The organism is Micromonospora sp. USAFONa4, assembly GCF_057197825.1.
Map to the genome: position 1 here is coordinate 3558244 of NZ_CM170072.1, position 22795 is coordinate 3581038.

General features: G+C 72.6%; 24 protein-coding genes and 3 tRNA genes. 13 read left to right on the top strand and 14 right to left on the bottom strand.

Features of this window, described 5'->3' with window-relative positions:
- The first annotated feature begins 68 nt into the window (after nt 1-68).
- The 4 genes from purF to amcA all read left to right on the top strand — a co-directional run bounded on the left by purF (nt 69) and on the right by amcA (nt 4296).
- Complete coding sequence (gene purF, locus AC0OO9_RS15630; protein ID WP_484517790.1) at nt 69-1607, top strand: amidophosphoribosyltransferase; 1539 nt, start codon at nt 69-71, stop codon at nt 1605-1607.
- Between the two features lie 58 nt (nt 1608-1665).
- Nucleotides 1666-2820: a phosphoribosylformylglycinamidine cyclo-ligase gene (gene purM / locus AC0OO9_RS15635; protein ID WP_484517791.1), complete on the top strand. Its 1155-nt coding sequence runs from the start codon at nt 1666-1668 to the stop codon at nt 2818-2820.
- A 170-nt stretch (nt 2821-2990) separates the two neighbouring features.
- Nucleotides 2991-4094 (top strand): cyclophane-forming radical SAM peptide maturase AmcB, encoded by a 1104-nt coding sequence (gene amcB / locus AC0OO9_RS15640; protein ID WP_357576970.1) that lies wholly within the window; start codon nt 2991-2993, stop codon nt 4092-4094.
- Nucleotides 4063-4296, top strand: coding sequence for a multiple cyclophane-containing RiPP AmcA (gene amcA, locus AC0OO9_RS15645; RefSeq protein ID WP_484517792.1), 234 nt, complete (start codon nt 4063-4065; stop codon nt 4294-4296). Before amcB ends, amcA begins: the two co-directional genes overlap by 32 nt.
- 143 nt (nt 4297-4439) lie before the next feature.
- Here amcA and AC0OO9_RS15650 read toward each other — a convergent pair whose 3' ends face one another.
- Both AC0OO9_RS15650 and AC0OO9_RS15655 read right to left on the bottom strand, forming a co-directional pair.
- Nucleotides 4440-4655: a DUF3073 domain-containing protein gene (locus AC0OO9_RS15650; RefSeq protein WP_089002617.1), complete on the bottom strand. Its 216-nt coding sequence runs from the start codon at nt 4653-4655 to the stop codon at nt 4440-4442.
- A 286-nt stretch (nt 4656-4941) separates the two neighbouring features.
- On the bottom strand, nt 4942-6024 hold the full coding sequence (locus AC0OO9_RS15655; RefSeq protein WP_357576944.1) for a Glu/Leu/Phe/Val family dehydrogenase: 1083 nt from the start codon (nt 6022-6024) through the stop codon (nt 4942-4944).
- 172 nt (nt 6025-6196) lie between these two features.
- On the opposite strand from AC0OO9_RS15655, the gene AC0OO9_RS15660 reads away from it, so the two are divergent.
- A complete protein-coding gene (locus AC0OO9_RS15660; protein ID WP_484517794.1) occupies nt 6197-7036 on the top strand; it encodes a DUF8083 family protein in 840 nt (279 codons plus the stop codon).
- Nucleotides 7037-7287: 251 nt separating this feature from the next.
- Nucleotides 7288-7497, top strand: coding sequence for a BldC family transcriptional regulator (locus AC0OO9_RS15665; RefSeq protein ID WP_007073996.1), 210 nt, complete (start codon nt 7288-7290; stop codon nt 7495-7497).
- Between the two features lie 100 nt (nt 7498-7597).
- Here the strand turns inward: AC0OO9_RS15665 and AC0OO9_RS15670 are convergent, their stop codons facing one another.
- A complete protein-coding gene (locus tag AC0OO9_RS15670; RefSeq protein ID WP_132235136.1) occupies nt 7598-7996 on the bottom strand; it encodes a PPOX class F420-dependent oxidoreductase in 399 nt (132 codons plus the stop codon).
- Between the two features lie 54 nt (nt 7997-8050).
- On the opposite strand from AC0OO9_RS15670, the gene AC0OO9_RS15675 reads away from it, so the two are divergent.
- Complete coding sequence (locus AC0OO9_RS15675; RefSeq protein WP_484517796.1) at nt 8051-8830, top strand: class I SAM-dependent methyltransferase; 780 nt, start codon at nt 8051-8053, stop codon at nt 8828-8830.
- A 74-nt stretch (nt 8831-8904) separates the two neighbouring features.
- Here the strand turns inward: AC0OO9_RS15675 and AC0OO9_RS15680 are convergent, their stop codons facing one another.
- The gene (locus tag AC0OO9_RS15680) at nt 8905-9201 is read right to left on the bottom strand and encodes a hypothetical protein (protein WP_151455703.1); all 297 of its coding nucleotides are present in this window, start codon (nt 9199-9201) and stop codon (nt 8905-8907) included.
- A 162-nt stretch (nt 9202-9363) separates the two neighbouring features.
- On the opposite strand from AC0OO9_RS15680, the gene AC0OO9_RS15685 reads away from it, so the two are divergent.
- Together AC0OO9_RS15685 and AC0OO9_RS15690 are read left to right on the top strand one after the other, a co-directional pair.
- On the top strand, nt 9364-10221 hold the full coding sequence (locus AC0OO9_RS15685) for a 3-hydroxyacyl-CoA dehydrogenase family protein (protein WP_421456783.1): 858 nt from the start codon (nt 9364-9366) through the stop codon (nt 10219-10221).
- Nucleotides 10218-10961: an enoyl-CoA hydratase/isomerase family protein gene (locus tag AC0OO9_RS15690; RefSeq protein ID WP_484517797.1), complete on the top strand. Its 744-nt coding sequence runs from the start codon at nt 10218-10220 to the stop codon at nt 10959-10961. The genes AC0OO9_RS15685 and AC0OO9_RS15690 overlap by 4 nt, the downstream gene beginning before the upstream one ends.
- A gap of 65 nt (nt 10962-11026) precedes the next feature.
- Here the strand turns inward: AC0OO9_RS15690 and AC0OO9_RS15695 are convergent, their stop codons facing one another.
- Nucleotides 11027-12376 carry an ABC transporter substrate-binding protein gene (locus tag AC0OO9_RS15695; protein ID WP_484517798.1) on the bottom strand — a complete coding sequence of 450 codons (1350 nt, stop codon included), beginning with the start codon at nt 12374-12376 and terminating at the stop codon, nt 11027-11029.
- 155 nt (nt 12377-12531) lie between these two features.
- Here AC0OO9_RS15695 and AC0OO9_RS15700 point away from each other — a divergent pair, with 155 nt between their 5' ends.
- Entirely contained in the window at nt 12532-12921 is a 390-nt protein-coding gene (locus AC0OO9_RS15700) for a hypothetical protein (protein ID WP_311412127.1), read from the top strand.
- Nucleotides 12922-13038: 117 nt separating this feature from the next.
- Nucleotides 13039-13746 carry a DUF2786 domain-containing protein gene (locus AC0OO9_RS15705; protein ID WP_484517799.1) on the top strand — a complete coding sequence of 236 codons (708 nt, stop codon included), beginning with the start codon at nt 13039-13041 and terminating at the stop codon, nt 13744-13746.
- A gap of 124 nt (nt 13747-13870) precedes the next feature.
- On the opposite strand, the gene AC0OO9_RS15710 is transcribed toward AC0OO9_RS15705, so the two are convergent.
- Nucleotides 13871-14389 (bottom strand): SRPBCC family protein, encoded by a 519-nt coding sequence (locus AC0OO9_RS15710; protein WP_357576936.1) that lies wholly within the window; start codon nt 14387-14389, stop codon nt 13871-13873.
- 205 nt (nt 14390-14594) lie between these two features.
- Between AC0OO9_RS15710 and AC0OO9_RS15715 the strand changes: the two genes are divergently transcribed.
- Nucleotides 14595-15836, top strand: coding sequence for a hypothetical protein (locus AC0OO9_RS15715; RefSeq protein ID WP_484517801.1), 1242 nt, complete (start codon nt 14595-14597; stop codon nt 15834-15836).
- Between the two features lie 222 nt (nt 15837-16058).
- Here AC0OO9_RS15715 and AC0OO9_RS15720 read toward each other — a convergent pair whose 3' ends face one another.
- A complete protein-coding gene (locus tag AC0OO9_RS15720) occupies nt 16059-16562 on the bottom strand; it encodes a hypothetical protein (RefSeq protein WP_484517803.1) in 504 nt (167 codons plus the stop codon).
- A 156-nt stretch (nt 16563-16718) separates the two neighbouring features.
- Entirely contained in the window at nt 16719-17153 is a 435-nt protein-coding gene (locus tag AC0OO9_RS15725; protein WP_484517805.1) for a VOC family protein, read from the bottom strand.
- 101 nt (nt 17154-17254) lie between these two features.
- Here AC0OO9_RS15725 and AC0OO9_RS15730 point away from each other — a divergent pair, with 101 nt between their 5' ends.
- Nucleotides 17255-17581 (top strand): hypothetical protein, encoded by a 327-nt coding sequence (locus AC0OO9_RS15730; protein ID WP_357576931.1) that lies wholly within the window; start codon nt 17255-17257, stop codon nt 17579-17581.
- A 104-nt stretch (nt 17582-17685) separates the two neighbouring features.
- On the opposite strand, the gene AC0OO9_RS15735 is transcribed toward AC0OO9_RS15730, so the two are convergent.
- The 6 genes from AC0OO9_RS15735 to AC0OO9_RS15760 form a co-directional block, all read right to left on the bottom strand.
- Entirely contained in the window at nt 17686-18264 is a 579-nt protein-coding gene (locus AC0OO9_RS15735) for a DUF4303 domain-containing protein (protein WP_484517806.1), read from the bottom strand.
- 1099 nt (nt 18265-19363) lie between these two features.
- Complete coding sequence (locus AC0OO9_RS15740; protein ID WP_484517807.1) at nt 19364-20593, bottom strand: cytochrome P450; 1230 nt, start codon at nt 20591-20593, stop codon at nt 19364-19366.
- 825 nt (nt 20594-21418) lie between these two features.
- A tRNA-Phe gene (locus AC0OO9_RS15745) sits at nt 21419-21492 on the bottom strand.
- A gap of 98 nt (nt 21493-21590) precedes the next feature.
- Nucleotides 21591-21667: transfer RNA gene (locus AC0OO9_RS15750), tRNA-Asp, on the bottom strand.
- Between the two features lie 32 nt (nt 21668-21699).
- A tRNA-Glu gene (locus AC0OO9_RS15755) sits at nt 21700-21772 on the bottom strand.
- Nucleotides 21773-21925: 153 nt separating this feature from the next.
- A complete protein-coding gene (locus AC0OO9_RS15760) occupies nt 21926-22720 on the bottom strand; it encodes a polysaccharide deacetylase family protein (RefSeq protein WP_484517808.1) in 795 nt (264 codons plus the stop codon).
- Between the last annotated feature and the right edge of the window lie 75 nt (nt 22721-22795).

Here is a 22795-nt window from a genome sequence, read left to right on the forward strand (position 1 = left end):
CGAGGAGTGCGGATCCGCCCCCCGCGTGATTCCGCAAGGCCGGTCCAGATCAGCATGAGGGAGCGCAGGTGCCCCGAGGCGACGGCCGGCTGAGCCACGACCTTGATCCCCAACGACCAGGCCCCCAGGACGCGTGCGGCGTCTTCGGCGTCTGGGCGCCCGGGGAGGAGGTCGCCAACCTGACCTACTTCGGGCTCTACGCCCTCCAGCACCGTGGCCAGGAGGCCGCGGGCATCGCGGTCAGCGACGGCTCGGGCGTGGTGGTCTACAAGGACCTCGGCCTGGTCGCCCAGGTCTTCGACGAGCCGACCCTGGCCAGCCTGCGCGGGCACGTGGCGATCGGGCACGCCCGCTACTCCACCACCGGCGGCTCGACGTGGGAGAACGCCCAGCCGACCATCCGGTCCACCACGTCCGGCACCACCATCGCGCTGGCCCACAATGGCAACCTGGTCAACACCGCGGAGCTCCAGCGCGAGGTGGCCGAGCGGGGCCTGGTCGCCGACGGCTCGACCAACGACACCTCCCTGGTGACGATGCTGCTGGCCAGCCGCCCGGACCTGTCGGTCGAGGCGGCGGCGCTGGAGGTGCTGCCGCAGCTGCGGGGCGCGTTCAGCTTCGTGTTCATGGACGAGTCGACCCTCTACGCGGCCCGCGACCCGCACGGCGTACGGCCGCTGGTGCTGGGCCGCCTGGAGCGCGGCTGGGTGGTGGCCAGCGAGACGGCCGCGCTGGACATCGTCGGCGCGAGCGTGGTCCGCGAGGTCGAGCCCGGCGAGCTGATCGCGATCGACGAGGACGGCCTGCGCTCCAGCCGGTTCGCCGCCCCGGAACCCAAGGGTTGCCTCTTCGAATACGTCTACATCGCCCGCCCGGACGCCACCATCGCCGGCCGCAACGTGCACTCCGCCCGGGTGCAGATCGGCCGCCAGCTGGCCAAGGAGCACCCGGTCGAGGCCGACCTGGTCATCCCGGTGCCGGAGTCCGGCACCCCGGCCGCGATCGGCTACGCCGAGGAGTCGGGCATCACCTACGGCGCCGGCCTGATGAAGAACCCGTACGTCGGGCGCACGTTCATCCAGCCGTCGCAGACGCTGCGCCAGCTCGGCATCCGGCTCAAGCTCAACCCGCTGCGGGAGAACGTCCGGGGCAAGCGGCTGGTCGTGGTCGACGACTCGATCGTGCGCGGCAACACGCAGCGGGCAATCGTGCGGATGCTGCGCGAGGCCGGTGCGCTGGAGGTGCACGTGCGCATCTCGTCGCCGCCGGTCAACTGGCCGTGCTTCTACGGCATCGACTTCGCCACCCGCGCCGAGCTGCTGGCCAACGGGCTGGACAACGACGGCATCCGGCGGTCGATCGGGGCGGACACGCTCGGCTACGTGTCGCTCCCGGGCCTGATCGCCGCCACCGAGCAGCCGAAGACCCGGCTGTGCCGTGCGTGCTTCGACGGGGAATACCCGATCGAGCTGCCCGCCGGCAACCTGATCGGCAAGCACGTGCTCGAAGGGGTGGGCCGGCGGGTCGCCGCGCACGCGGCCGACACCCCGGAGCACACCGCCCCGCTCGTCGCCACTCCGGGCGGCGTGACCACACACCGCCCGTAGCACCACCCGGCGCGGCCCGGCCACCGCCGGCGCGGCGCCAGAACCAAGGGGGAGAACCGTGACGCACGTGTCCGAGCGCAGCGGCGCAGGAAGCAGCCCGTCCGGCGCCGGCGGCGACCGCCAGCCCTGGACGGCCGGCACCGGCCGCCAGGCGCGCAAACGCTCGGTCTCGTACGCGGACGCCGGGGTCTCGATCGAGGCGGGCGACCGCGCGGTCGAGCTGCTCAAGTCGAAGGTGAAGCAGACCCGGCGCCCCGAGGTGATGGGCGACCTGGGCGGCTTCGCCGGCCTGTTCCGGCTGAACACGAAGAAGTACAAGAACCCGATCCTGGCCTCGTCCACGGACGGCGTGGGCACCAAGCTGGTGATCGCGCAGCAGATGGACATCCACGACACGGTCGGCATCGACCTGGTCGCGATGGTCGTCGACGACCTGGTGGCCTGCGGCGCCGAGCCGCTCTTCCTGCTCGACTACATCGCCACCGGCGAGGTCGTGCCGGACAAGGTCGCCGAGATCGGCGCCGGCATCGCCGACGGCTGCCGCTACGCCGGCTGCGCCCTGCTGGGCGGCGAGACCGCCGAGCACCCGGGCGTGCTCCGCCCGGACGAGTACGACATCTCCGCCACCGGCGTCGGTGTGGTGGAGGAGAGCGACATCCTCAGCCCCGACCGGGTCGAGGTGGGCGACGTCGTCATCGCGATGCGCTCCTCCGGCCTGCACTCCAACGGCTACTCGCTGGTGCGCCACGTGCTGCTGGGCGCCGGCCGGATGCGGCTCGACGTGGTGATCGACGACTTCGGCCGGCAGCGCACCCTCGGCGAGGAGCTGCTCACCCCGACGAAGATCTACGCGCAGGACTGCCTCAAGCTCATCGCCGAGGCCGAGGTGCGCTCCATCGCCCACGTCACCGGCGGCGGCATCCCCGGCAACCTGGTCCGGGTGCTCCCCGAACACGTCGACGCGGTCGTCAACCGGTCCACCTGGAAGCCGCAGCCGATCTTCGACCTGATCCAGTCCAAGGGGCGGATCGAGGACCCGGAGATGGAGGCGACCTTCAACATGGGCGTCGGCATGTTCGCGATCGTCTCCGCCGAGGACGCGGACCGCGCGCTGGCCACCCTGACGGGCCGGGGCGTCGACGCGTGGCAGGCCGGCGAGATCATCGAGGGCTCCGGCAACGTGCAGATGGTCGGCCAGCACACCCGGGGCTGATCGACTCCCGGTGACCGTACGGGCACCTGATCAGGGCTTCACCCGAGTGGCCGTGGCCGCCTAGCCTGAAGGGCACCCTCAGAGCTGTCGGGGCCGCCCGCCCGGTTTCCCCGACAGCCCTTCAGGCGCGGAGGAGGGCAATGGCTGCTCGGGGACTGTCGTTCAGCGGGATGCGCGGCCTGGCCGCCGTCCCCTCGTACGTGGTCATGCAGCCCACCACCCTGTGCAACCTGGACTGCGCCTACTGCTACCTGCCCTTCCGCGCGGCCGATCGGCGGATGCCGGTGCCGGTGGCCGAGGCGGTGGCCGCGTCGGTCAACCCGTGGGCGGCGGCGGGCCGGTTCTCGGTGGTGTGGCACGGCGGCGAGCCGCTGGCCGCCGGCCGGGAGCACCTGGCCGCGCTGATCGCGCCCTTCGGGCCCGGGGTCGAGCACCACGTGCAGACCAACGCCACGCTGATCGACGACGCCTGGTGCGCGTTCTTCGTCGAGCACGGGGTGCGGGTGAGCGTGAGCGTGGACGGCCCGCGGGAACGCAACGGCGACCGGGTGACGCGGGGAGGTGGTCCCGCGTACGACCGGATCCTGCGCGGGGTGGCGGCGCTGCGCCGGCACGGCCTGCCGTTCTCGGCGCTGGCGGTGGTGGGTCGCCCCGGGCCGGGCCTGGCCACCGAGCTGTACGACTACTTCCTCGACCTGGGCTGCGACGTGCTGGGCGTCAACATCGAGGAGACCGAGGGGGTCAACCTCCGCGACAACTCCCACGACGCGCGGCTGGTGACCGCCTTCTGGGCGGAGCTGGTGGCGGCCTGGCGCCGGGAGCCCCGGATCCACCTGCGCGAGGTCGAGTGGTCGCTGCGGTACGCCGCGGCGGTGCTGGACGGCAGCGCCGACGATCTGCTTCCCCGGCGGTTGGACCCGATCCCGACCGTCGGCCACGACGGCTCGGTGACAGTGCTCTCGCCGGAGCTGGCCGGCTTCACCGATGTCCGGTACGGCGACTTCAGCAGCGGCAACGTGCTGGCCACCCCGCTGGTCGAGATCCTCGCCCACGCGGACCGGACGCCCTGGGTCGGCGAGTTCCTCGCCGGCGTCGAGGCGTGCCGTGCGTCCTGCCCCTACTTCGGGTTCTGCGGCGGCGGCCACGCGGCCAACCGCTACTTCGAACAGGGGCGTTTCGACGGTACGCAGACCGCGCACTGCCGCAACAGCAAGATCCACTTACTGGAGGGAGTGTTGGAGCATGCCCGAGACCACCAGTCACCGGCATCCTGACCGGAGGACGGACAGCCCGGACGAGGTCGCCGACCGGGTGCGGGAAGCCGCGCCGGGACTCACCGCACTCCTGCGCGAGGCCGAGGCCGCGCGGCGACTACGGGCCGAGGTGGCGGGCGGCGACGGCGCGAGCGCCGTGTGCGCCTGGAACCACTTCGAGAACATCCCGACGTTCTACAACTGGAACAACCGTCCCCGCTGAGACAGACCGTGATCAGGGACCTGCCGATCGTCCGGAAGGCTCTCCGGGCGGGGCAGGTCCCTGATCGTCGGTCTTGGCGCCGCTTCGATGGGCACATGCGTGAGCACGCGGGCGATCACCGCGTGCTCAGCTGCTACCGGAGGTCAGCGGGGCGGACGTACCCAGGGATCCGGGTCTTCGTCCGCGTGATCCTCATCATCGTCGTCGACATACTCTTTGTAGTCGTCGTCGAAGTTGTGCTCAGACTTACCAGCACCCGCCAGTTCGCGCTGCAAGGCGGTGAGGTCGGTGTTCGGGGAGTGGTACTTCAACTCCCGGGCCACCTTCGTCTGCTTGGCCTTAGCACGGCCGCGCCCCATGGCTCGACCCCCTCGCACAGAATGCGGGGCAGCCCGAAGGCGGGCCCCGATGACGTCAGGCATCTCTCGTGGCTCTTACGGTACATGGGGATGCCACCGTTCGGCACCTCGGGTTACCGTCGACCGACACCGCGCGTCGCGGTCATCCAGCCGTCACCGATTGTACCCGGTAAGGAGCGGCGGCGGGAGCGCCCGTGACACCGGGCAGAGCCATGCGAAACCACCCTAACGGGACGGGCGGCCCGCCGGGGCCGGGGGCGGAACGACCGCTCCGCCCCCGAGGCGCTCAGCGCAGGTGGATCGTGCGCAGCCGGCCGACGTCGGCCATCCGCCGCTCCGCCAGCCGGTCCGCCGCCACGGCCGGCGGCACGCCCTCGGCGTCGGCCAGTCGCAGAATCTCCCGGGTGGTGTCGTAGATCCGGGTCGCGCGCAGCTTGGCCCGGTCGAAGTTGAAGCCCTCGATCTCGTCCGCCACCTGGATCACGCCGCCGGCGTTCACGACGTAGTCCGGGGCGTAGAGGATGCCTCGGTCGGCGAGGAGCTTCTCGATGCCGGAGTGGGCGAGCTGGTTGTTGGCCGCGCCGGCGACCACCTTGGCGCGCAGCGCCGGCACCGTGTCGTCGTTGAGCGCGCCGCCCAGGGCGCACGGGGCGTACACGTCGATGTCGGCGGCGACCAGCGCGGCGGCGTCGTCGACCAGCGCGACCTGCGGGTGGGTGGCGCGGGCCCACTCCAGGGCCTTCGGGTTGACGTCGGTCGCCACCACCTCGGCGCCGTCGTCGATCAGGTGGCCGACGAGGTACTTGCCGACCTTGCCCAGGCCCGCCACGCCGACCCGCCGGCCGGCGAGGGTCGGGGCGCCCCAGACGTGCTCGGCCGCGGCCCGCATGCCCTGGAACACGCCCCAGGCGGTGAGGATCGAGGAGTCGCCGGCGCCGCCGTGCTCGACGCTGCGGCCCGTGACGTACGAGGTCTCGCGGGCGATCACGTCCATGTCGGCGACGTAGGTGCCGACGTCGCAGGCGGTGTAGTAGCGCCCGGCCAGGGACTCCACGAAGCGGCCGTACGCGCGCAGCAGCGCCTCGCTCTTGATCCGCTCGGGGTCACCCCAGATGACCGCCTTGCCGCCGCCCAGGTCCAGCCCGGCGAGGGCGTTCTTGTAGGCCATGCCCCGGGAGAGGTCGAGCACGTCGGCGAGGGCGTCGGACTCGCTGGCGTACGGGTAGAACCGGGTCCCACCGAGCGCGGGGCCGAGCGCGGTGGAGTAGATGCCGATGATCGCCTTGAGGCCGGTCTGCTTGTCCTGGCAGAACACGACCTGTTCGTGACCGCTGGACCCCGGGTCTTCGGTGGTGGCGAATACGCCCATGACTCGCTCCTGGTGTGGGGTGCGCCCTTGTGGGACGCGGACCGGTGGACCGCCGGCGGGATGCTGCCGGTGCCGCTGAGCCTAGTATCGGCCGACGCCGTCCGGCCGCCCACGGCACGCGTGATCGCGCTGCCGACGGCGGCCGAGTTCCAATTCGTGGGAGGATCGCGCCGTGCCGTCGCTCTTCGCTTCATACCTGCGCGTGTACGAGCCGCTGACCGCCTTCGACCGGGACCGCCAGGCGTACTGGCGGCGCTACGTCGAGCAGGGGCGGGCGGTGGCACCGGTGGAGGGGCCGGGCCGGCAACGGACGTCGGTGCTGGAGGCGCTCGGCGCCGGCTGGACCCGGCTGCCCGACCTGCCGGACGAGGCGTACGTCCTGGAGACCGACGAGGCCCTGCTGGTCTGCCCGTGGAACCTGCGCATCCGGGTGGCCGAGGCGGCGCTGAACGCGCGCGACGGGGTGCCGCCGGTGCTGGCCGACGCGTTCGTGCCGCCGGTGCTCGCCGGGCAGGCGAAGGCCGTGGTGGAGGACTGGCGCAGCGGGGCGCGGGTGCTGGAGCACGGCGTGCCGCGCGTGCACGAGCAGATCGCCACGTGGGGCGTGCCGCTGCGCTGGTTCGTGCTTTTCGGCCCGGAGGAACGGCACCACGTGACCCACCCCGGGCGGCGGGCGCTGCACTACCGGACGGAGATCTCCAAGGCGCGGCGGCGTTCGTCGCGGGCCCTGTCGGTGCTGCGCAAGTCGATCGGCGACGCGCCGATCACGGAGGCGGTCGAGGAGGCCGCCCGCTGGCTGGAGGAGTTCCACCCGCGTTCGATGGTGGAGCTGGACTACGGCGGCCTGGTCGAGCTGCTGTCGGACGAGACGCTGGCCGCCGACGACTCGCCCCAGCTGGTGGCGAGCGGGCTCGCCGGGCTGTCCCGGGGCGAGGCGGAGGAGGCCTCGACGGCGTACGACAAGCTGGTCGCGCGCTGGCGGGCGGTCCAGTTGCTGGAAAGGTGCAACTGAGGCTAAACCGCCCATAATCTGCTCCGAAGTCGAGGCGGGTTCGTAGTCGACGCATCACGAACCGTGATCATGAGTCCGAATAAGGTACTTTCTGCCGTGTAAAAGTCGCATAAATCGGGCATGGTTCATCCGTCCGTCTAGGGACGTTCGGCCGTTCGGCCCATGTCGGACATCGGGGACTAGCCGGACCATGGGAGACGCGTCGACCGGCGGGACCCCGGCCGATGTCTATACATGTGGAGGAGTGACCGATGGCATCGCGAACGCACGAACCAGAGCCGCTACTCACACCGGCCGAGGTGGCGTCGATGTTCCGTGTCGACCCGAAGACGGTGACCCGGTGGGCAAAGGCGGGCAAGCTCAGCGCCATCCGCACGCTGGGTGGACACCGTCGGTACCGGGAGTCGGAGGTCAGGGCCCTGTTGCAGGGACAGATCCCCCAGCAGCGCCAGGGGGACTGACCGACCGGGTACAAACAGGTGTGAACTGAGGGCGGCGGACATGGTCCGCCGCCCTCAGTCGTGTCCGGACCCCGCCGCGTAAAGACGACGGGCGAGGGGATCAGGCGCCGGCCGGCGGCCGGTCCGCGAGGACGACCCGGATGCCGACCGTGCCGCTCTCGCCGCGCCGCAGACGGCTGCCGAGCAGGCTGAGCCGGCCGATCATCCGGTACTTCTGTTTGATCAGCTCACGTACCCGTCGGGTGCCGGCCGCGTCGCAGAGGGTCGCGTGGGCGGCGACCGCCTCGCCGTGCGGGCGGCCCCGGACGTCGCAGGGGGCCACCGTGACGTCGCCGCTGCGCCGGATCCGCTTCACCTTGCCGGCGTCCGCCGCCGACCACACCCAGAGCGCGTCGCCGTCGCGCACCGCCCAGACCGGGGTCGGCACCGCCCGACCGTCCTTGCGGAACGTCGTGAGCAGGATGTACTTCTCCGCGCCGAGGCGGTCCAGGGTGGTCACCCCGCCAGGATACGGCCGGTGCGGCTGACTGACCGGCCGGATAGCGTGAAGCCCGTGACGGGACAGCCACGGATCGGTGACGTGTTCGGGGAGATGCTGCGCGACGCGTACGCCGTGGCCACCGGGGTCGGCCCCCGCCCGCTGGCCGGCGGGCGGCTGCCGCGACCGGTCATCGAGATCATCGAGCGGGACGACGGGCTGATCAACGGCGCCCCCGCCGCGCACTACCTGGACGGTCCGGCCGACTGGCAGCCGTACGACCACCGGGCCGTGGACCGGGTCCGGGGCGCGACCCTTGACGTCGGCGTCGGGGCGGGCCGGATCGCGCTGCTGCTCCAGGAACGGGGCGTGCCCGTCACCGGGCTGGACACCTCGGCCGGGGCGCTGGCCGTCTGCCGCCGCCGGGGCGTACACGACCTGGTGCACGGCACTGTCGACGCGCACGTCGCGGACGGCCGCCGCTACGACACGTTCCTGCTGCTCGGCAACAACGTGGGCCTGCTGGAGGGGCAGGAACGCGGGCCGGCGCTGCTGGCCGCGTTGGCGGCGCTGGCCCGGCCGGGAGCACAGGTCATCGCCCACGGCACCGACCCGTACGGCACCCGGGACCCGGTGCACACGGGCTACCACGAGCGCAACCGGCGTCGGGGCCGGTTCGGTGGGCAGCTCCGGCTCCGGCTGCGCTACCGGGAACTGGGCACCGAGTGGTTCGACTACCTGGTCTGCTCCCCGGACGAACTGGCCGAGCTGGTCCGGGGCACCGGCTGGCGACTGACCGACGTGGACGATCGGGACGCGCCGTACTACCTGGCGACCCTGCGCCTCGCCGGCTGACGACCGGCCCCGGCCGCAGACCTCCACGGCGCCGACGCCGGATTCCCGCCGGACGCGGGAACCCGGCGCGGGTGTCAGACCTGGACGGTCGGGGGGAGCTGCTCGGGCGGCAGGCCGCCGTCGCCGTCGACCACCTCGTCCGGGGTGCCGTCCTCGTCGAGGTCGACCATCGTGATGTCAACCTTGCCGTCCCCGTCGGTGTCGAACTGGAACAGGTCGGGCTTGCCGTCCCCGTCGGTGTCGACCACCCAGACGTCGGTGCGGCCGTCGTTGTTGGTGTCGGCGCGCAGCAGGTCGACCCGCTCGTCCCCGCGGGTCTCCACGGTCTCCGCCGCGTCCGCGGCGTGCACGGTCTCCGGTGCCTGGCTCATCTGGGCCGTCCTTCCCTCGGTTGGGTGCCGTGGTACCCGATCCGGCGCGCCCCCACGCATGCCGGGGAGATCGCCGCTGCATAGGGTCGGGCCCATGAGCGAGTGGAGCGGGCGGCGGGGCGCGGGTCGACCCCGTCCCGCCACCGGAGACAGGGAGGCGTCATGAGCGACCGCTTTGTCGTCGTCGGGGCCGGCACGATGGGGCTCGGCATCGCGTACGTGGCGGCCGGGGCCGGGCACGCCGTCGAGCTGGTCGAAGTGGACCGGGCGCGGGGCGCGGCGGCCGTCGAGCGGCTCGGGGAGCTGTGGGACAGGGCGGTGGAGCGCGGCAAGCTGGACGCCGACCGGGCCGCCACGAACCGGCAGCGCGTGACGCTGCGCGCGGGGCTCGCCGAGGTCGCCGAGGAGCCGGCCGTCGTGGTGGAGGCCGTACCGGAGCGGCCGGAGCTGAAGCGGGCGGTGCTGCGCGAGGCCGAGGCGCTGCGGCCGGCGCTGCTGGGCAGCAACACCTCCAGCATCCCGATCGCCGCGCTGGCCGAGGGGCTGGCCCGGCCCGAGCGCTTCCTCGGGCTGCACTTCTTCAACCCGGTCTGGGCGATGGCCCTGCTGGAGGTCGTGGTCGGCCCGGCCACCGCCGAGGAGACCACCGCCGCGGCGGTCGCGCTCGCCGGCCGGCTGGGCAAGGACCCCGTCGTCGTACGCGACATGCCCGGCTTCGCCACCTCCCGGCTCGGGGTCACCCTCGGGCTGGAGGCCATCCGGATGGTCGCCGACGGGGTGGCCAGCCCCGCCGACATCGACAAGGCGATGGTGCTCGGCTACCGGCACCCGGTCGGCCCGCTGGAGCTGACGGACATCGTCGGGCTGGACGTGCGGCTCGACATCGCGCGCACCCTCCAGGCCGCGTACGGCGACCGGTTCGCCCCGCCGCCGCTGCTTGTGGAGATGGTGGCCGCCGGCCGCCTGGGCAAGAAGTCCGGCCAGGGCTTCTACCGCTGGGAAGGCGGGACCCGCTCGTGAGCGGGCTGCGGATCGAGGAGCAGCCGGACCGGCTGGTGGTGACGCTCGACCGGCCGGAGAAGCGCAACGCCATCGACGCCGACCTGATCGCCGAGCTGCACCAGGTCTGCGCGGAGCTGGAGGCGCGGCCCCGCCTGCTGCTGCTCACCGGCGGCACCGAGGGGATCTTCGCCGGTGGGGCGGACATCGGGCAGCTTCGTGAGCGGGGCCGGCTGGACGCGCTCGCGGCGATCAACTCGGCGGCCTTCGCCCGGATCCGGGCGCTGCCGATGCCGACCGTGGCGGCCGTGGACGGGCCCGCGCTGGGCGGGGGCGCCGAGCTGGCGTACGCCTGCGATCTGCGGGTCTGCACGGCGCGGGCGGTGTTCGGCCAGCCGGAGGTCCGGTTGGGGATCCTGGCCGGAGCGGGCGCGACCCACCGGCTGCCGGCGCTGGTCGGGGAGGCCCGAGCGAAGGAGCTGCTCTTCACCGGCCGTCGGGTCGACGCCGAGGAGGCGCTGCGGATCGGGCTGGTCAACCGGGTGGTGGCCGAGCCCGTCGAGCTGCTGCCCACGGCCCACGGGCTGCTCGACGAGATGGCGAAGGGGTCCGCGCTGGCGCTGCGGCTGACCAAGCTGGCGGTCGACGCGCCGGCCGCCGCGCACCCGCACCTCGACCTGGTCAGCCAGGCGGTGCTCTTCGAGGACGAGGAGAAGCACCGGCGGATGACGGAGTTCCTCGAGCGGCGCCGCCCCCGCTGAGCCCCGGACGAGACGACGGCCGCACCGATCACCGGTGCGGCCGTCCGTGTCCGACGGGTGGTGAATCAGTGCCGGATCTGCACCCCGGCGTCCGCGAGGGCCCGGATCACCTCTGCGGACTCGGCGAAGCCGATGACCAGCACGGCCTCCGCGCCGAAGTCCTTGATCTCCTTCGCGCCCGCGACGAAGTCGACCGGGTTCGCCTTGGCGTCCGCCGGCGGGTCGTAGGTCAGCAGCTTGAGCCGGTCGCCGCCGATGCCGGCCCGCTCCAGCTCGGCCCGGACGGTGCTCTGGAGGCCCTCGCCGTAGGAGTCCTTACGGGCGACGATGGCGATCTTCTGCGGGCCGTCGCGGAGGATCACGTCGGCCAGCGCCCGGCCCTGGAGGCTGTCTGGCGGGGCGGTGCGGAAGTAGAGGCCGTTGTCGTCCAGCTCGGTGAGGCTGGCGTCGGTGTTCGACGGGGAGAACAGCACCTTCCCGGCCTGCACCACGTCGGGCAGCACCGCGCGGGAGATGCCGGAGGCGCTGGCGCCGATGATGACGTGGACCTTCTGCGCGACGTGCCGCGCCACGGTCGCCTTGGCGACCGCCGGGTTGGTGCCGTCGTCGCCGTCGATCCAGACCACCGGCTCGCCGAGCACCCCGCCCGCCGCGTTGATCTCCCTGATCGCCAGCTTGGTGCCGGCGGAGATCGGCGGGTACGCGAGGGCCAGGTCACCGGTCTGCGACAGCAGGCCGCCCAGGACCAGCGGCGAGCCGTCGCTGCGGTCGGTCCGGCCGCCGCGCTGCTTCTTCGCCTTCGGCGGGGCCTTGGTGCTCGCCGCCGACTCGTCGCCGGCCCCGACGAACTCCGTCTTGCCGTCGTTGAGGCGCTGGCCGTCGAAGTGCAGCGTGCCGTAGCTCGCGGTGGACGGCTCGCCGGCGTCGGTGAAGCCGGCCCGGGTCAGCGAGACGCTGCGGTACTCCACGTCCCGGCCCGCGCGGGCCAGGGCCAGGCACTCGGCCACCCGTTCGCAGCGCTGCCCGTCGTTGGTGACCCCGACGATCTGCTTCGCGATGGCGGCCGGATCCGTCGAGCCCGCGAGCTGGGCGGCGATCGCGCTGATCACCACCGCGTCGTACGCCTCGGCGGAGTAGAGGAAGTCGCCCAGCTTCGGGTCGACTGACCGGAGCCGGTTCTTGAAGTCCTCGGGCAGGGGCGTGAGCGGCGTGGTGCCCTTCATGCCGTCGACCAGGCCGGCGCGGTCCTTCAGCTCGGCAGGGTACGAGTTCAGCATGTTGCCGTCGGTGCCGTAGAGGCGCACCTGTTGGGTGGCCGCCTCCTCGGGCTCTTCGGTCCCGCAGGCGCTCGTGGCGAGCAGGAACGTCGCGCAGGCAGCCAGGGTGGCCGCCCGCGAGGCGCGTGACTTGAACATGGTCGTCCTTCCTCCGGCGAAGGTCCGCTGCGCACATTAGCGTGCTGGGCCGTGCGGCGGGACCACGGATGCGGCTCAATCCGCAGGTCGCCCGCCCTGACTACGGAAAGTGACCGTCGGTGGGTGGCTTGACCCTCCCCTCTACCGTGCTGTGGGTGACGGACTCACCACAGCAGACGCTTGACGACGCGACCGCCGTGCTCCGCTCGGCGCTGGCCGGGGACGGCGACGCGGTGGCGGGGGCGTTCGACGCGGTCGTCGACCGGTCCGGCCTGGCCGGCGCGTACGGGGTGGCCTGGTGTCTTGCCGCCACGATGGTCGGCGATCCGGTGCCGCCGGGCACGTGCGCGCTGGACTTCCCCGGCATCGAGGAGGCGGGCTACGACACCCGCTGGGTGGCGCGCTTCGTCAGCGCGTACGCCAACGCCGACGACGACACCGGCGAGGCGCTGTTCGGTGCGGCGGCGGCCGACGGGCTGCTGCCGGAGTGCCTGCTCACCCTCGCCGGCTCGACCGTGGCGACGCTGCGTAGCCGGACCGCCTGACCGTTCGTGCCGCCCGACGGCACGGTCCGGGACGACGGCGTGTGCCGGCCGGACCGTTGCCCGCCCGCCGGCTGGACGTGGCGCGGCGGGGCCGGACCGCCGTGACAGGCTGAGGGCATGTCCGACGCCATGCTCAGCAAGGTGCGCAAGCTGCTGGCCCAGGCCGAGGACCCGGCCTGCACCCCCGCCGAGTCGGCCGCGTTCACGGCCAAGGCGACCGAGCTGATCGCCCGCTACGGCGTGGACCGGGCGCTGCTGGCCGCCCGGGACCCGGCCACGGACCCGGTGGGCGACCGGGTGGTCGAGGTCGTCGCCCCGTACGCCCGGGACAAGGCCGGCCTGCTCGCCGCGGTCGCCGATTCGCTGCGCTGCCGCTGCGTCCGCCGCCGGGAGGGCGCCGGCTTCGCCATGCACCTGTTCGGCTTCGCCAGCGACCTGGAACGGGTCGAGCTGCTCTTCACGTCGCTGCTGGTGCAGGCCGCCCACGGGCTGGCCGGCGCCGAGGTGCCGGCCGGCGCGCACGTCGCCGCCTTCCGGCGCTCGTGGCTGGCCGGGTTCGCCCAGGTGATCGGCGTGCGCCTGCGGGCGGCGGAGGCCGGGGCGGTCGCCGAGGCGGGCGCGCCCTCGGTGGCGCTGGTCCTGGCCGACCGGTCGGACCGGGTCCAGCACCGCGTCGCCGAGGTGTACCCACGGCTGCGTACCGCCGCGCCGCGCCGGCTGGCCGGCGGCGGGTTCGGCTCGGGTGCCGAGGCGGGCCGCCGCGCCGACCTCGGTGGCCGGGGCGTCGCCACCGCGCCGGGCGCGCGTCCCGGCCTCGGCCGCTGACCTGCCGCAGCCCTTGACGGTACGTGGCGGATGGTATCGGTGGCGCGTGGGCCGGGCGGTGCGTGACGGCGGTGGCGCGTGGCCCGGGCGGTCGGGCCTCGGTCGCTGATCCGCCGGAAGCCGGTCAGTCGGCGCTGTGGTCGGCCACTCTGGCGGCGTAGCGGGTGAGCAGCTCGTGCCAGCCGGCGGTCAGCGCCTGCCGGTAGCCCTCCGCGGCCTCGCCGTGCCGGTCGAAGTGCCGGTGCTCGACCGTCACCCGCGTCCGCTCCGGCCCGTCCGCGTGGAAGAGCACCTCCACCTCGCTCGCCTTCGCCGGGTCCGGCACCGGTGCCCGGTCCGCCCCGATCTGCCAGGTGAAGACCAGCCGCTCGGGCGGATCCCAGGTCAGCACGCGGCCCCAGTCGCAGCGGAAGCCGTGCGGACCGATCTCGTAGAGCATCCCGCCGCCGCGCGGCTCCATGCCCAGGTCGGCGAGCTGCTCCGGCCCGGACCAGGTGTATTCCACCACCCACCACTGCGCCAGGGCGCCGGTGAACACCTCGAACGCCCGCTGCGCGGGAGCGGGGACCAGGAGGGCGCTGCGCAACGCGAATCGTTCGGACTCCTGCCGGATGCCGGCCGGGTCAGCCATCTCCTGTCCCATAGGCCCGGACCATACCGGCTGGTGCCCGCGTGCGCAGCTTCGTGATTGCCGTCTTCGGGCCGCCCATCCGTACGCCGGAAGACGCCCCGCGCGCCCGACCCGTGACCCGGTCGTCTCGCCGGGCCGGCGGGATGTTCGGCCGGATAGCGGGTACCCGCGCCGAACGGTCCCGGCCGGCCCGGCCGGAGGATGCGGAGCGGGGAGCATGAGCGAGAACGCGCAGCAGCGGGACGACGACCGGACCGGCGGCCGATCGGGGCGACGTGACGGCGAAGCGGAAGCCGCCCGTCGGGGTGGGGAGAACGAGCCGGACGTCCTGCTGGACATCCCGGAGGTGTCGGTCGACTCGATCCGGCTCGCCGTGGACGGGCTGGACGCCGACGTCTCCCTGCGGGCCCGGCTGGCCAACCTCCTCCAGCTCGACGCCGGGGTACGGGTCCACCTGGAGGGCGTCGAGCTGGACATCACCGGGGTGCACGCCGAGGCGTTGCTCAAGGTGCGGCTGGAGAAGCTGGTGCAGATCCTCGACCGGGCGTTGACCACCATCGACCGCAACCCGCAGGTCATCCAGACGCTGTCGGGTACGGCGGCGGCCTCGATGGACGACGTGAACCGGGCCAGTCAGCAGCTGGCCAACCTGAGTGGGCAGCTCACCGGCCCGGGGGAGCGGGGCGGGGCTGAGCAGCTCACCGCCCTTGGGGAGCAGCGCCCGCTGGAGCGGGTCGGCGGCGCGACCGACGATCTCGGTCAGCAGGTGGGCGCGATCGGTGCGGTCGCCGACCAGTCACTGCGGGAGCCGGGCGGCCCGGGCCGGGGCGGCAAGCCCGGCGCCGGCCAGGGCGGGGAGCCGGGCGGCCGGGGCCAGGGCGGGAAGCCGGGCGCCGAGCAGGCCCAGCGGGGTGGTGGCCTCGCCAGCGGCTCGGGCGGCGGCGGCGAGCAGGGCCAGGCGCAGCGCGCACGCGAGCAGGAGGGCGACGAGGCGGCCCGTCGGGAGCCGGGCGGACCCGAGGAACGGGAGCGCGGCCAGGGCACCCCGGAGCAGGGCGGGCAGCGGCCGGGTGGTTCACCACAGGGCGGCGCGGAGCGGGGCGGGCAGGGGCGGGAACGCGCGGAACAGGGCGCTCAGCAGCCGGGCGGTGAGAGGGTCGGCGGACCCGGAGGCGGTACGGCCGGAGCGGGCGGCGGGGACCGGGGCGCCGGCGGGTCCGATGGCGGGTTGGAGGCCGGGCAGCGTGAGCGGTCGGGCGGCCCGTCCGAGGGCGGACAGGGCCGCCAGCAGCCCGAGACCGGGCAGGGCCGGCAGGCCGAGGCCTCGGGCGGTGGCGGTGGTGGCGCGCCGAGTGCCGCCCAGATCGCCGAGCAGGCGGGGGAGACGCTGAGGCAGGCAGGCCGGAGCGTCTGGGAGGCGATCCAGGGCGGGATCGCCCAGCACCGCCAACAGCGCTGACCCGGGCCTGCCGGCCGACGGACCAGGTGCCGGTCACCGCCGCCCGGTACCGGGCGGTCCACTGCCGGTCGAGTTCGTCGGCCCGGCGTTGGTGACGCGCGATGACGACACAGCCGTCCTCGGGCACGTCGAGCCCAGGAAGTCGAGGACGCCGCGCGTGGCGACGGCCATGTCCTCGTAGCGCACGACCCCCAGGTGTCCGGGCCCGCGCGGCCGGGATGATCAGTCGAGGGCTCGCAGTGCGACCGTGACCACGACGAAGAGTGCGATGGTGGCGGCGGAGGCGGTCCGTGCCTGTCGCGACCGGGTGAACAGGCCCACCACCAGTGCCGCGCCCAGGCCCAGCAACCAGTGACCGACCTCGGGGTGCCGGTCGGGATCGAAGCCGAGGTGGCCGAGGGCGGCACGCCCGTAGCCGACGAGTGCGGCACCGCCGACCCAGACGAGCAGGGCCCAGCCGCACCGGGGGCCGGGGCTCTCGGTCAGCAGCGATCCGTGGCGGGTGAGCGTGCCGAGCAGGTAGGTCAGCGTCAGCAGCGTCGCCGCGCCGGCGAGCAGCACGGCGTGCACCCCCACGAAGAAGGCGAACAGCAGCCACGGGCCGCCGTTGGTCCCGCGCAGGAACAGGGCGGCCGTCACGCCGACCACGACCATCTGCCCCACCGCCAGGCGTCCTGGGTTCACCACCACCAGCGGTGCCGACTGTGCGGTCGACTGCTCGGCCACGCTCCGTCCCCCCCCCCCCCCCCCCCCCGTCGCGCCGGCCCGCCGCGGACGGAACCAGGGCGGGTCGGTGAACAGCCTGGCAGAGCCGGGCGGCCTGGCGCTGTCCCGGATCCGTCCGTCGTCAGGAGCCGGGGCGGGCGGACGGCCTAAGCGCCGTCACGCCGAGGTCGCGGCGACGCAGAACTCGTTGCCCTCCGGATCGGCCATGACGATGTGGTGCCCGGTGAACTCCTCCAGGACGCTCCCGCCCGCCTTCACCAGCCGCTCGGACTCGGCCCTGATCCGCGCCCACCGCTCGTCGGGGCTGCCGTGGCCCGGCACCCGGACATCGATGTGCAGTCGGTTCTTGGCCGTCTTCGGCTCGGGGACCCTGAGGATGGAGAGCGCGGGCCCGACGCCGTCGGGATCGCACAGCCACGCCACGTCGTCCACCGGGTCGTCCTCCGGCAGGTCGAAACTCGCGTGCCACTCCGCACGGGTCCGGAAGGGCGCGGGCGGCGGCTCGTCCACGTAACCCAGCGCCGTCTTCCAGAACTCGCCGAGGAGTTTCGCGTCCGCGCAGTCGAGGGTCAGGCTGATTCTGGCTGCCATGGCGGGACCGTACTGCGTACCCCCGACAGTCGCGGCCGGGCCGAGGGAGCGGGCCCGCCGGTACGGCCTGGGACCTTGACGTTCCCCGCATGATGGGCCGCATGAGCCTGAGTGATCCGGACCCGGTGTGGATCGCCGTACGCCTCGTGATCGTGGTCCTCAGCCTGGCCATGATCGCGCTCGGCGTGCGTGTCGCCGTGTCGGGACGGTTTCCCTCGGCGTGGGTGCGGGTCGCCCGACTGACGGCGACCCAGCGGTCCCAACCCGCCCGGATCGGCGGCAGCCAGGCGCTGCTCGGCGCGTGCCTGCTGGTCCAGCAGGCGCCGTTCCTCGTTCCCATGCCCTTCCTGGCCGGGCGCACCCTGTTCGTGGTGGCACTCCTCCTCGCCGTGACCGGGGCGGGATGGTTCGCCCTGCTCCGGCGCTAGGGCACCGGCTCCGTGCCGTGCTGCCGGCTGATCCTGCCCAGGCCGGGCAGTACGCGCCCCACCCCGGCCGCGTAGCGGCGTAGGCGACGCTACGGCAACGGTCGTCAGCCGCCGTCCGTCTCGTCGAAGAAGTCGCGGGCGGAAGCGACGAGGTCGGGGTACGGGTGGCCGTTGTTGAGCAGGTCGATGCTGCGCACCGTGAGATGCGCGTTGCCGTCCGTGTCCGTAACGAACAGCACAGGGTGCCATGCGGGGTTGATGTCGGCGATGCGCGCCCGGACGCGGTGGTCGCCGAGGGCGTCCTCCAGCGTCGCGCGGGCCCGGAGGCACCATTCGCCGTGAGCCTCGTCGTCGTCGCCGAGCGAGTCGTGGGTGTCGAACATGTCCCGGCTGATCTGCACCATCGACTCGACACCGGGCTCGGTAGCCCCGTGGTCGTCCGTGACAGTCCACTCGTCGGGCCACCAGCGGTAGCCGTCGGCGTACGCGTCGTCGGCCTCGACGAGCATCTGCAGGGCCTCTTCGGTGTGCGCCAGCAGGGTCACCGTGACGACGTCGCTGTCCGTGGTGAGCGCCACCGCGTACAGCTCCTCCGATGCGCGTCCCTCCAGCATCGGGCCGATCGTCGCGCAGATGCTCGCGACGATCCGCTCACGCAGTGCGGGCATGTCGACGGTGGGCACCGCGCTCCTCCCCGGGGCTCGTCCTGGTCGCCGGGATGTCGGCCGCCCCGGAAGGGCGCAACGTAGCAGGGGCGCCGCCACGTCGAGTACTGCGGCAGCCAACGTGCGATTGCGCCGACTCCATTCGGATCGCGGCTGGGTGGATGACCTGACAGCCGCAGCACCCGACCGCCACCCTCGTCCCCGCCACCAACCCGGGGCAGGATCAACCGGACCATTTCTGCGCCTCGATTTAGCCACCTTGCCTGATCGCGGGTGCCCACAATGAGGAAATGACAGCGCAGAGGTACCTGAAGAGGAAAACAGCCGTCCCTCTCCGTCGTGCTCGTGTTCGGAAGAGGCAACAAGCCGTGAAGCGTCGTACTCCATGGCCGCTGATGGCGGGGCTGCTTGCGGCGGGAGCCGCCGGAGCCGAGGCGATACGGCGCCTCAGACGCGCCAGGCGCACCGGACCCAGCGGAGCCGGGGCGACAGGTGACGTCCGCCAGCCTGGTCCTGCCACCGACGCTGCCCGGACCGTCAGCTCCGAAGGAGCCACCCAGCGCTGGCCCCAGGGAAGGTGAAGCGGAGTCCCCTCCGGCGTCGAACCGGAAGCCTCCCGATTTCCAGGCGGCCACATTTCCGCAGGTCAGCAGCCATGGACGAGCGCCCGAGCCGCCTCATCAGGTCAGCCAGGGTCGCGCCGGTCTGCGTGGCGAGGGTATGTCCGGTGTGCCGCAGGTCATGGAAGGTCAGATCATCGAGGCCGACCTGCTTCCGCGCCCGGACGAACGCCTGACGCAAGATGTTGCCCCGCAGCGGTGATCCGCCGCGGCTCACGAAAAGCCGGTCATCGATGAGACGCTGGCATCGTCGTGGCGGGCCAGCTTCGCCAAGTGGTCGCTGCGACCGGAGGGCAGAAATCGGATCGATGATGGCCGCGTGGACGAATTGCGGCAGCTGTGCAACGAAAGCGCCTACGACAGCGACGAGGACATGACCGACGCGATCCGGGATTGGCTGGCGGGCCGCAGCGATATCCACGGCCTGCGACCGCGCTGACCGTACGTGGGGGACGGAGCGACCGGCCGGGATCGGCCGGCCGCTCCGTCTCACCGGTTCACCAGGTGACCGGCAATTCGTGAACACCGAAAAAGGCGCTCTCGTGTTTGTACGACAGCTCCTCGAGCGGCACGGTGCAGCGCAGGTCGGGGAACCGCCGGAACAGGGTCTCGAAGACGATCTCCAGCTCCGCATTGGCCATGTTCTGGCCGATGCACTGGTGGATGCCGTAGCCGTACGCCATGTGCCCGCGCGTCGAGCGATGAATGTCGAAGGTGTCCGGGTCCTCGAAGAAGTCCTTGTCGTGGTTGGCCGAGGCGGCGAGGAGATACAGACCCTCACCGGCCGCGATCCGTTGACCCGCGATCTCGACATCCTCCTTGGCGATCCGGGGCAGAACCAGATCGCCGACGCTGAGGTAGCGGAGCAACTCCTCGACAGCCTTGGGCCACAGGGCCGGGTCGGCTTTCAGTTCGGCGAGCGTACCGGGGTGTTCCAGCAGGACCAGCGTGCCGAGGGCGATCATGCTGGCGGTCGACTCGTGCGATGCGTTCAGCACGCTCTGGGCCGCGCCGGCGAGCTCGGAATCCGCCAGCTCGAGTTCGGCCGGTGCGTGCGCGAGTTTGGTGAGGATGTCGTCGCCCGGGTTACGGCGTTTCTCGTCCAACAGGGCGAGCATGCGGGTGCGCATCTCCATCACGGCGGTCCGGAGTTCGTTCATCGGGACGCTGCGCTCGAGCAGGACATTCGCGCGGGTCTGGAAGAAGTGGTGCTCGGACTCCGGCACGCCGAGAAGTTCGCAGGTGAGCACCGACGGCACCCGTAGCGCCACCAGCTTCACGAGGTCGGCGGGCTGGCCACTGTCCCGCATGACGTCCAGCGCATCGTCCACCGTCCGCTGGATCCGCGGGCGCAGGGTGCGGATCTTGCGCATCGTGAAGTCGGGCACCAGCAGTTTGCGGTAGATGTCGTGCTCGGGCGGGTCCATCCGGACGAACGACGAACGCCGTCCTTGCGGGTCCACCCCGGCACCGCCGGCCAGGGGAATGTTCGGGATGGTGCTGTCGCTGCTGATCCGGGGGTCGGTGAGCGCGGCCTGGACGTCGGCGTACCGCGAGACCAGCCAGACGGCGCTGCCGTCGCGAAGCATGGCCCGGGACACCGGTTCCGTCGAGCGCAGCGTCTCGTACTCCGGGGGCGGGTTGAAGGGGCACCCGGAGCGGCGCATCGGGAATGACGGCGGACTGTCGGCCTTGCCGGCCGGCACGGTGGGGCCCAACGTTGCCATGCTGACTCCTGTTCGCAGGTGACCGCGATGTGGGGTGATCTCGTCTGTTGCCGCGCTGACGCAACATAGGATCCGCCGTGGAACAAGCCGGTAATCACCGGGTAAGCAACGTGGGCCGGCGAATGCGGCCGCCACCGGCTTTCCCGATAGGGGTCCGTGAGGGGTGGGCCCGCTCCCCCCGATTTTGATTCCGTCGAATGGCTAGGCGTCGAGATCCTGCGCCAGACGGGCGCCGATCCTGCGGACGACGGCCCGATCGCCTTCCGCTGGACGATGCGTACCCGGAACGCCGAATAGCGGCCGCGAGCATTTTCCGACGTCGGGGTGAGGGAGGAAGTCATCGGGCGCTCGGACGAGTCCGGGGAAAAGACCGGCTGGCGGGTCGCCGTGGGACCGGAACCGGCGTATCGGGTCGAGAATGTGCGAAAGTGTCGCGTCCGGGCACCTCGCCGTGGTGGACGGCGTCTCTCGGCCGCTGGCCGAGGTGATGGAGCCGAACCCCGAGATCCGCGAGGCCGCCGGATTCTGCCCGGTCAGGAGGGGTGGGGTGAGGGTGGTGGAGGGGTGGGAGGTGAGCACGGGGGCGGGGATAGAGCTGTGCCTCCGGCGGGGCCAGACGGCTCCAGGATGGAGTTGCCGAACGGTTGTGGTGGGTGGGTGGTTGGGGGCAGCAGGGTAGGGGGCGCGTGCAGCGAGCGGCAGCGATCAGGGGTCAAGCGCGGTCAACCACGGGCAGCGCCGATCGATGCGCCAGGAGGGCATACAAGAAGATCCCCACCGGCGTTTCCGCTGGTGGGGATCTCTTTAGCCCGGCGAAAGGCTATGTGGCCAGGGGCGGGGTCGAACCGCCGACCTTCCGATTTTCAGTCGGACGCTCGTACCAACTGAGCTACCTGGCCGTGTTGCTCGGTTCATGCTACCCGCACGGCGGGTTCTCCGCCGGAAGGGTCACATGTCCCGATACGCAGAACGCCGCGCAGGGCGCGGCGTTCTCCGCTGGCGGTCCTGACGGGACTTGAACCCGCGACCTCCGCCTTGACAGGGCGGCGAGCACTCCAACTGCTCCACAGGACCTAGCTTTGTTGCCTCCGGCCGAAGCCGGACCGTGCCCCCAACGGGATTCGAACCCGTGCTACCGCCTTGAAAGGGCGGCGTCCTGGGCCGCTAGACGATGAGGGCGGCCCCGCCATCATTGCACACTCGCAACTTCAAGCGGACTTGCTCCCATCCGGCCCCGCCGGAGGCTTGGATAGCTTACGTGATGATCGGTCCGTCGACCAAACCGGTATGGCCCTGACCACAACGTCCCGCAAAACCGCAGGTCAGAGGGCGCTAGCGGAGCCGGGCGACGCCGTAGCGGCGCTTCAGGTCGGCGATCAGGCGTGGGCTGGCGGCCAGCGTGGCGGCCCGATCGCCGCCACCGTCGTGCAGCAGCACGATCGAGCCGGGGCGGGCCGCGGCGCGTACCCGCTTGGCGATCGTCGCGGCGGTCGGCTTGCCCCAGTCCTGCGGGTCGACGTGCCAGTGCAGCGACCGCATGCCGAGCTGCTTGGCGACCGTCACCACCTCGGCCGTCCACCGGCCGCCCGGCTGCCGGTAGAACGGCACCTTGGCGCCCGGCACCGCCGCCCGGATGGCCGCGTTGGTGCGCAGGAGGTCCCGCCGGATCTCGGCGGCCGGACGCCGGGCGAGATCCAGGTCGTGGTTCCAACTGTGGTTGCAGAGCTGGTGGCCCTCCCGCACGATCCGCCGGACCAGGTCGGGATGGCGCCGGGCCTGCTTGCCCACCACGCAGAAGGTGGCGGTGACCTTGGCCGCCCGGAGGCGGTCGAGGACCTTCGGCGTCCAGGTCGGGTTCGGCCCGTCGTCGAAGGTCAGGGCCACGGTCCGTGCGCCGGTCGTGCGCCGCAGCCCCGTCGGCAGCTTCGGCGGCAGCGGCCGGACCAGGCGCCTGGGCGGGGTCCCGCGGGTCGGTCGCGGGGCGGCCGACGGAGCCGGCTCGGCCGGCAGCGGGGCCGAGGCGACGGGGTCGGGGCCGGCGGCCCGCCGATCCGTCGCGGTGCCGTCGCCGCAGCCGCCGAGGAGGATCAGGGCCAGACCGGTGGCCAGCACGGCGCGTAGGCGCATCGTTCGCTCCCGGAGGGGGTCGGGGTCGGCGGACCTCCCGACGCTAGTGGACGGCGTCCCGCCCTCGGCACCCCC